Source organism: Aeromonas sp. ASNIH8 (assembly GCF_002919855.1).
Taxonomy (GTDB): Bacteria; Pseudomonadota; Gammaproteobacteria; order Enterobacterales; family Aeromonadaceae; genus Aeromonas; species Aeromonas caviae.
On record NZ_PQLN01000152.1, the window covers coordinates 1 to 6,688 of the forward strand.

Sequence of the window (6,688 nt, forward strand, 5' to 3'; positions counted from 1 at the left end):
TGTCGTTTTCAGAAGGCGACTGCACGAAATATCAGGAGTCGGCTGCACTGCCAGAACTGGCCGCCTGCAAGGCAGCGTAGAGAGCGGTTTTTCCTACCTTGAGGCGTGCGGCGGCCTCGCGGACATTCAAGCCGTTGGCGACAAGCTCCCGCGCTCGTTGCAACTTGTCGGCAGTGACAACCGGCTTGCGTCCGCCTTTGCGCCCGCGTGCGGCGGCAGCGGTCAACCCGGCCTTGGTGCGCTCGCGGATCAGGTCGCGCTCGAACTGGCCCAGCGCACCGAACACATGGAAGATGAGCCGTCCGCCCGGCGTGGTGGTGTCGATGTTTTCAGTCAACGAGCGGAAGCCGACGCCCCGTGCTTCCAGCTTGCCGACCGTCTCAATCAGGTGCGGCAGGGAGCGGCCAAGCCGATCCAGCCGCCAGACGACCAGCACATCGCCATCGCGCAGATAAGCCAGCGCATCGGCCAAGCCGGGCCGGTCTGCCTTGGCCCCGGATGCCGTGTCCTCGAAAACCCGTTCGCAGCCTGCATTGCGCAGCGCATCCGTCTGCAAGGCGGTGTCCTGTTCCGCCGTCGATACCCGCGCATAGCCGATGAGTGCCATTTCCGCCCATTTGTCCGTTATACCGTCCGCCTATCTTATTGTCCGTCATCCCGTTGCGCAAGATGTTTTCGGACAGGCGTCCGGTTTGGCCGCCTAATGATCGTTTGGCGGACAAGGCGACTGGCATCAGCCGAACAGCTCGCTATGGGAGCCAAGCCGCGCCAGTCGCAGGGTGTCGGCGTCGGACTTGCGGTAGATCAGCAGCAGGTCGGGCTTGATGTGGCATTCGCGGTAGCCCGCCCAATCGCCGGAAAGATCGTGGTCGCGGTATCGCACATCCAGGGGCTGATCGGTCGCCAGCGCGACCAGAACCGGCTTGAGGTCATCATTCGTGCAGCGGACTCCTGATACTGTTCGTTCAATAGACGACTGCACAACAGCCTTCAAACCGCGTTGTCTGGTGCAGTCGTCTTCTGAAAATGACAGATCTGATTCTCATTGAAGCCTCTCAAAAACGATCGTTTGCGAGAAGCTAGACCATGCCAGCGGCTTACCGTACGATTTTTTCCGTTTTCTGAGGTGACCCCATGATGGAGCCACTACGCCCCCTCTTCATCGGGTTGACTCTACTGTTCCTGGGATTGGCATTCCGCAAGCTCTACCTGGTGCCACAGGTTTGTACGCCAGGTACACCCTGCGCCGATCCGCGCACGCTCGTGCGACAGCGACTCGTGTTCTGGATCGTCAGCGTGCTGCTGCTCGGCCTATTGGCCGTGCCGTGGCTCGCCCCGCTGTTCTACTGAAGGAGATTAACCATGCGCAAACTGCTGATCGCCGTGCTTTTCGCCTTGCCCTTCGTGGCGCTGGCGGCTCCCCCGAAAACCGTCACGCTCGACGTGCAGAACATGACGTGCGGACTCTGTCCGATCACGGTCAAGAAGTCGCTGGAGAAGGTGTCCGGCGTGAGTGACGTCCAGGTCAATTTCGACCAGAAGACGGCGACCGTCACCTACGATCCCGATAAGGCCCAGCCCGAGGCACTGACTGAGGCGACCGCGAACGCGGGATACCCCTCCACAGTGCAGAAGTGAGGTCACGATGAGCGCCATTGTCCTTGAGTCCGTGCTGACTTGCCCGCGCTGCGGCTTCGCCAAGCCGGAAACCATGCCCACGGACGCCTGCCAGTTCTATTACGAGTGCAGCAACTGCAAGGCGCTGCTGCGCCCCAACCCAGGGGATTGCTGCGTTTTCTGTTCGTTCGGCTCGGTGAAGTGCCCGCCGATCCAGCAGCAGCTTGGGTGTTGCTCATAGCGTTTAGGGGGATCACAGGTCGTCGTCTGGATTACGCAGTGGCCGCAGCTCGCCGCGCGCAACTTCTTCCGGTACCGCAAAGGAATACCGCCCGAGCATGTTGATGTGCTCGTAGATCAGCGGCGATAGCCGGGCCAAATCCTCTTCCAGCACTGGATAGCCGTGCTGCTTGAGCCGTTCCACGGCCGCCGTCATGTAGAGGGTGTTCCACAGCACGATGATGTTCACCACCAGGCCCAGAGCACCGAGCTGGTCTTCCTGGCCTTCGCGGTAGCGCTGGCGGAGCTCGCCGCGTTTGCCGTGGAACACGGCGCGGGCCAGGCTGTGCCGGCCTTCGCCTCGGTTCAACTGGGTCAGGGTGGCGCGGCGCTTGGACTCGTCGTCGATATAGGTCAACGTGTGCAGAGTCTTTTCGATCCGCCCGAATTCGGCCAGCGCCTGGGCCAGCCGGGTGGGTCTATCTCCCGTTTGCAGCGTGCGCATGATGCCAGTCGCCGGCACCCGGCCGAGTTTGAGCGAGCCGGCCAGGCGCAGCAGGTCGTCCCAGTGCTCGGCGATCAGGTCGAGTTTGACCGACTGGCGGGCCAGCCCGTTGAGCTTGCCGTAGTCCGCGTCCGGGCGCGTGCGCCAGAAGCGGGTACCGCCGACATCGGCCAGCCGCGGACTGAAGTGGTAGCCAAGTAGGCGGAAGAGCCCGAACACCACATCGCTGTAGGCCCCGGTGTCGGTCATGATTTGCGTCGGCTGCAACTCGGTCTGCTGTTCCAGCACGACCGCCAGCAACACCAGGCTGTCGCGCAGCGTGCCGGGCACGGTGATGGCGTTGAGGCCGGAGAATTGGTCGGAAATCAGGTTGTACCAGGTGACACCCCGGCCGGTGCCGAAATACTTCGGATTGGGGCCGGCATGCACGGTGCGCACCGGTACGACGAAGCGCATGCCATCGGCGGAGGCGACCTCGCCGCCACCCCAGACTTGGGCCAGTTCCAGTTGGCTTTGCGCTCCGACCAGGATGGCGTTAGCCGCTGACAGGGTGTCGTCGCGGATATAATTCTGGCTGACCCAGGACAGCCGGTCACGGCGCAGCGCCGGGTTGTCGGTGCGGATCAAGGGCTCCAGGCCGGTGTTGCAGGCCCCGCCCAACAGCACCGCGCAGAGGCTGGTGACCAGGTTGTCGGCGCGTGCATTGCGTTCGGAGACATGGGTGAAGGCCTCGGAAAAGCCAGTGCGGGCGGCGATTTCCAAGAGGATTTCCGGCAGATCGACACGCGGCATCAGGTCAGACACGGCCGCCCGCAGTTGCAGCAACGAGCAGGGCTCGTCCAGCTTGTCCAGCGCCCCGAGCGACAGTTCGGTCTTGCCCTCGGTGTTCTCGCTCAGTTGAATCGCCGGGTTGTCGGGCAGGCGCGCGGCTACTGCCAGCCAGGTTGCATCCAGCTCGACGGACAAGGCGTCCAGGGTGGTTTTGGCGTCGATGGTCAGGCCCAGTGACCGGCAGATGATCGGTCGCGCCGCCAGCCATTCGGCACCGTCGAGCAGGCCAAGACGCGGGTCGGCATAGCGCCAACTGGGCGAGACGAAGACATCGTGGCGGCGCAGGGCCGTGCGCAGCGCATCGAGCGTGCAGAACACATAGGCACCCATGTCGAGGGAGCCATCTTCGCGGGTGATGTGCTTCTGCCAAGCCTTGGCCACGATCTCCTGCGGCGCGTCATCCTCTGGCTTCCGGCGCGGCAGGTTCAGTTGCAGCCACTCCAGACTAGCCGCCACGCCCTTGCCGGCCGGGCTGAAGCCGAAGCGGATGTGCTTGAGCAGGTCGGGCAGGAAGCGGCGCACGCTGCGGTAGCGCGCTTCCAATGCAAGAAAATAGACGTCATCTACCGGGCGGATCAGCGCGTTGACCTCTTCCAGGGCCTTTTCCAGGGTGGTCCTCGGCAGGTCGTTGAACAGCCGGGCGCGCACGTTGTCATCGCTGATCGAGCTGTCCAGCACGACCTTGCACGCGGCGGCGAGCGTCGCGGCCGACCGATCCAGGTCTTTCAGGCTGCGCATGCGGGCTTTCTTGTCGGCCTTCTCCGCGTTGCTGAACAGGTCGCGCAGCAAGGCCTCCAGGACTTCCAGTGCGTCGTCGTGCGCAGTCGCCTCCAGGCAGAGTGCGAAGGCCACCAGTGTCGCCATCCGCCGCGACGCCGGCAGCCGATTAATCGCGGTGACCTTGGCCGTGTTGGCGAAGCGGGCCAGGGCGGCGATACGGCTGGGAGGGATGTGCGCCGCCGCCGGCAAGGTGATGCCGATGCCGCGCACGTCATCGAGCCGGCGCAGTGCCCGAATCAACGCGGGGCCACTGACCATGACCGGGCCGGAGCGCAATTGATCCAGCCGGGAGCTGCGGTTGCCTTCGGCCACCGTCAGCAAGTCTTGCAGTTGCAATCGCTGTTCCTCAGTCACGCTGCGGCCCAGCGTAAACCAGAGGCGTTCTTCGACCCGACTGCGCAACTGGGCGATAAAGCGCTCTAGTTGAGACACACCAGGCAGGAGGACTTTCTGTGTGAACAGCCACGAGGTGGCTCGCTCAAACAGCACTCCCGGCCGGTCGGTGCCCGTCCAGCAGAGGGCATACAGCCAGCGGCTCAAGCGAAAGCCGATGCCCGGATCGGTGAAATGACGATAGCCAAAGCGGTTCTGAATATCGGTGGCATGTATCCAGCGGCGATGATCGCTATAGCGCTGGAGGCAGTCGGGGTCTGGAATCGCCAGTTGTCGGCAAAGCACCTGCAGGACTTCCACCGGCACGGCGGCGGGCTTGTCCGGCAGAACGCCAACGAAGCGGACGGTGGTCAGCAGAACGGCATAACCCAGACGGTTATGGTTACCCCGCAGCACCTGGATGGCTTCACGGTCTTCATCGCTCAGGTGGAAGTAACGTTCCAGCTCTTCACGGCTGGGCGAATCAACATAGCGGCCAAAACCGTCGCGTTGCTCTTGAGTCAGAAAACCGACCGGCATTGATCACAGCACCTCGACGCAGAACACGGCGGGCGTGACGATCCGCGTGCGTTCGATGTGCCCGCGTTGCAGCAGGCCGGCGCGGCGATCACCGGTTACCAGGTAGTCCGCATCGCCCGCCAAGGCCATGGCCAGCAAAAACGAGTCATCCGGATCATCGGCTTCGACCTCGATGGTCAGGCGCTCCAGTACCACAGCCCGTTGCAGGTTATTGATCATGGCGCCCACCTTGGCGGGCTGTAGGATGGCCTGAAGCTTGGGATAGCGGCTGGCTCGACGAATTTCATCGAGTTGCATCCGCGAGGTCACCACCTCGAAACGCGCCGCCCGCCAGGCACGGTAGATCGCATCGGGCGCGCCATGTGGCGAGATCAGGGCGCTGAACAGGATGTTGGTATCCAACACGACCCGCATCAGCGCTTACGTGCCCAGTCGAGCGCTTCGTCAACCGCGTTGGTCAATTCTGCCTCACTCAGATGGGCGTTAGCGGCCTTGGCCTGCTCAGCGCTCAGCTCCAGGATGTGTGCCCGTACCGCTTCTTCGATGAAGCGCGACAGGTCGCCCTTACGGCCGCCGCCCTGGCTGGCCAGAAACATCCGAAGCGACTGGTCGGTGTCGGCCGAGACGGCGACATTCCAGCGAATGGTATTCATAGCGTTCTCCGCTAATAGGTGTTTGTGTGTTTATACGCCAATCACAAAGGGCGATGCAATGGTTCGACAAAACGAAGGTTTTGCCGAACTCTATCGAGGAATGGCTCGGTTCGTTAAGCTCCCCGCGCTACGGTTCAAATAACTGGTACGCTTAATCAAAGTTCAACTATTACTAACGTAGTCGAGTAAACAGTACTTTTGATGAAGATCGGTTATGCGCGAGTGAGCACTCGGGATCAGAAAGCCGACCTACAAGTCGATGCCCTGAAACAGGCCGGGTGCGAACGCATCTACCAAGACATCGCCAGCGGCGCGAAAAGCGCCCGGCCGGAGTTGGACAAACTGCTGGCCAACGTGCGGCCGGGTGATGCCGTGGTGATCTGGAAGCTGGATCGCCTTGGGCGTTCCCTCAAGCACCTGGTCGAGTTGGTCGGCGAGCTGGCAGAGCGCAAGGTCGGCTTACAGAGCCTGAATGACCCCATCGACACCACCCACGCCCAAGGCCGCCTGGTGTTCAACCTGTTCGCCTCGCTGGCGGAGTTCGAGCGCGAGCTGATCCGCGAGCGGACTCAGGCGGGTCTGTCGGCCGCACGGGCGCGTGGCCGGATCGGTGGCCGTCCCAAGGGCCTGCCAGCCAAGGCTGAGGCCACCGCCATGGCGGCCGAAACCCTCTACCGCGAAGGTCGCCTGAGCGTCAGCGCGATCGGCGAGAAGCTGCACATCTCCAAGAGCACGCTGTACAGCTACCTGCGCCACCGTGGTGTCGAGATCGGCGCGTACCAGAAGAGCGCCAGGTCACGCGACCAGCAGCCTTCGGCCGCGTCGCCGGCAGAGCCGCCCGCCGCCGAGCGGGTGGCCACCGTCACCCTGCGCCTCGCGGTGGTGAATAACAGCAAGTTCGTGCGCGGCCGGAAGCGGGCCACGGAGAACATTGAGCGCTACTGCCTGGAGCCCTATGGCATGAAGCGGCTGGATGCCGGCCACTATGAGTTGACCATTCCGTATCGGAGCGACGATGAGCTGGACAAGAGCGTGCATGACCTGCTGACCGAGATCAGCCAGGAGGCCGACATGCGCAACTGTTTTGTCGAGATGGGCGCCTGGGAAGAAGACACCGAAAAGCGTTGGTAGGGCTTACGTTGGTTTTTGGTTCCATTGCTCCCCAAACCCC

At 62.8% G+C, this 6,688-nt stretch carries 8 protein-coding genes and 1 pseudogene; 4 read left to right on the forward strand and 5 right to left on the reverse strand.

Going from position 1 to position 6,688, the window contains the following annotated elements; all coding sequences use genetic code 11:
• Positions 1-31: 31 nt before the first annotated feature.
• Entirely contained in the window at positions 32-607 is a 576-nt protein-coding gene (locus C3418_RS22260) for a recombinase family protein (protein WP_001173919.1), read from the reverse strand.
• Between the two features lie 126 nt (positions 608-733).
• Positions 734-982, reverse strand: coding sequence for a type II toxin-antitoxin system YafQ family toxin (locus C3418_RS22265; protein WP_012585400.1), 249 nt, complete (start codon positions 980-982; stop codon positions 734-736).
• 152 nt (positions 983-1,134) lie between these two features.
• Here C3418_RS22265 and C3418_RS22270 point away from each other — a divergent pair.
• The 3 genes and pseudogenes from C3418_RS22270 to C3418_RS22280 all read left to right on the forward strand — a co-directional run.
• Positions 1,135-1,350 (forward strand): annotated as a pseudogene (locus C3418_RS22270) (mercuric transporter MerT family protein); the annotation flags it as partial.
• Between the two features lie 12 nt (positions 1,351-1,362).
• Entirely contained in the window at positions 1,363-1,638 is a 276-nt protein-coding gene (gene merP / locus C3418_RS22275) for a mercury resistance system periplasmic binding protein MerP (RefSeq protein WP_003150552.1), read from the forward strand.
• A 7-nt stretch (positions 1,639-1,645) separates the two neighbouring features.
• On the forward strand, positions 1,646-1,858 hold the full coding sequence (locus C3418_RS22280) for a GDCCVxC domain-containing (seleno)protein (protein WP_003089113.1): 213 nt from the start codon (positions 1,646-1,648) through the stop codon (positions 1,856-1,858).
• Between the two features lie 12 nt (positions 1,859-1,870).
• Here the strand turns inward: C3418_RS22280 and C3418_RS22285 are convergent, their stop codons facing one another.
• From C3418_RS22285 to C3418_RS22295, 3 genes are read right to left on the reverse strand one after another with little or no spacing between them, the layout of a single operon-like run.
• The gene (locus C3418_RS22285) at positions 1,871-4,864 is read right to left on the reverse strand and encodes a Tn3 family transposase (protein WP_033995769.1); all 2,994 of its coding nucleotides are present in this window, start codon (positions 4,862-4,864) and stop codon (positions 1,871-1,873) included.
• Between the two features lie 3 nt (positions 4,865-4,867).
• The gene (locus C3418_RS22290; protein WP_003150546.1) at positions 4,868-5,278 is read right to left on the reverse strand and encodes a putative toxin-antitoxin system toxin component, PIN family; all 411 of its coding nucleotides are present in this window, start codon (positions 5,276-5,278) and stop codon (positions 4,868-4,870) included.
• The gene (locus C3418_RS22295) at positions 5,278-5,517 is read right to left on the reverse strand and encodes a ribbon-helix-helix domain-containing protein (RefSeq protein ID WP_003089107.1); all 240 of its coding nucleotides are present in this window, start codon (positions 5,515-5,517) and stop codon (positions 5,278-5,280) included. The genes C3418_RS22290 and C3418_RS22295 overlap by 1 nt, the downstream gene beginning before the upstream one ends.
• Before the next feature lie 201 nt (positions 5,518-5,718).
• Between C3418_RS22295 and C3418_RS22300 the strand changes: the two genes are divergently transcribed.
• On the forward strand, positions 5,719-6,648 hold the full coding sequence (locus C3418_RS22300) for a recombinase family protein (RefSeq protein ID WP_003150544.1): 930 nt from the start codon (positions 5,719-5,721) through the stop codon (positions 6,646-6,648).
• Positions 6,649-6,688: the final 40 nt, after the last annotated feature.

What these genes read in the sequence shown, in the direction of transcription:
- C3418_RS22260 (WP_001173919.1), bottom strand. Translation starts at nt 607, where the DNA reads ATGGCACTCATCGGCTATGCGCGGGTATCGACGGCGGAACAGGACACC.
- merP (WP_003150552.1), top strand. Translation starts at nt 1,363, where the DNA reads ATGCGCAAACTGCTGATCGCCGTGCTTTTCGCCTTGCCCTTCGTGGCG.
- C3418_RS22280 (WP_003089113.1), top strand. Translation starts at nt 1,646, where the DNA reads ATGAGCGCCATTGTCCTTGAGTCCGTGCTGACTTGCCCGCGCTGCGGC.
- C3418_RS22285 (WP_033995769.1), bottom strand. Translation starts at nt 4,864, where the DNA reads ATGCCGGTCGGTTTTCTGACTCAAGAGCAACGCGACGGTTTTGGCCGC.
- C3418_RS22290 (WP_003150546.1), bottom strand. Translation starts at nt 5,278, where the DNA reads ATGCGGGTCGTGTTGGATACCAACATCCTGTTCAGCGCCCTGATCTCG.
- C3418_RS22295 (WP_003089107.1), bottom strand. Translation starts at nt 5,517, where the DNA reads ATGAATACCATTCGCTGGAATGTCGCCGTCTCGGCCGACACCGACCAG.
- C3418_RS22300 (WP_003150544.1), top strand. Translation starts at nt 5,719, where the DNA reads ATGAAGATCGGTTATGCGCGAGTGAGCACTCGGGATCAGAAAGCCGAC.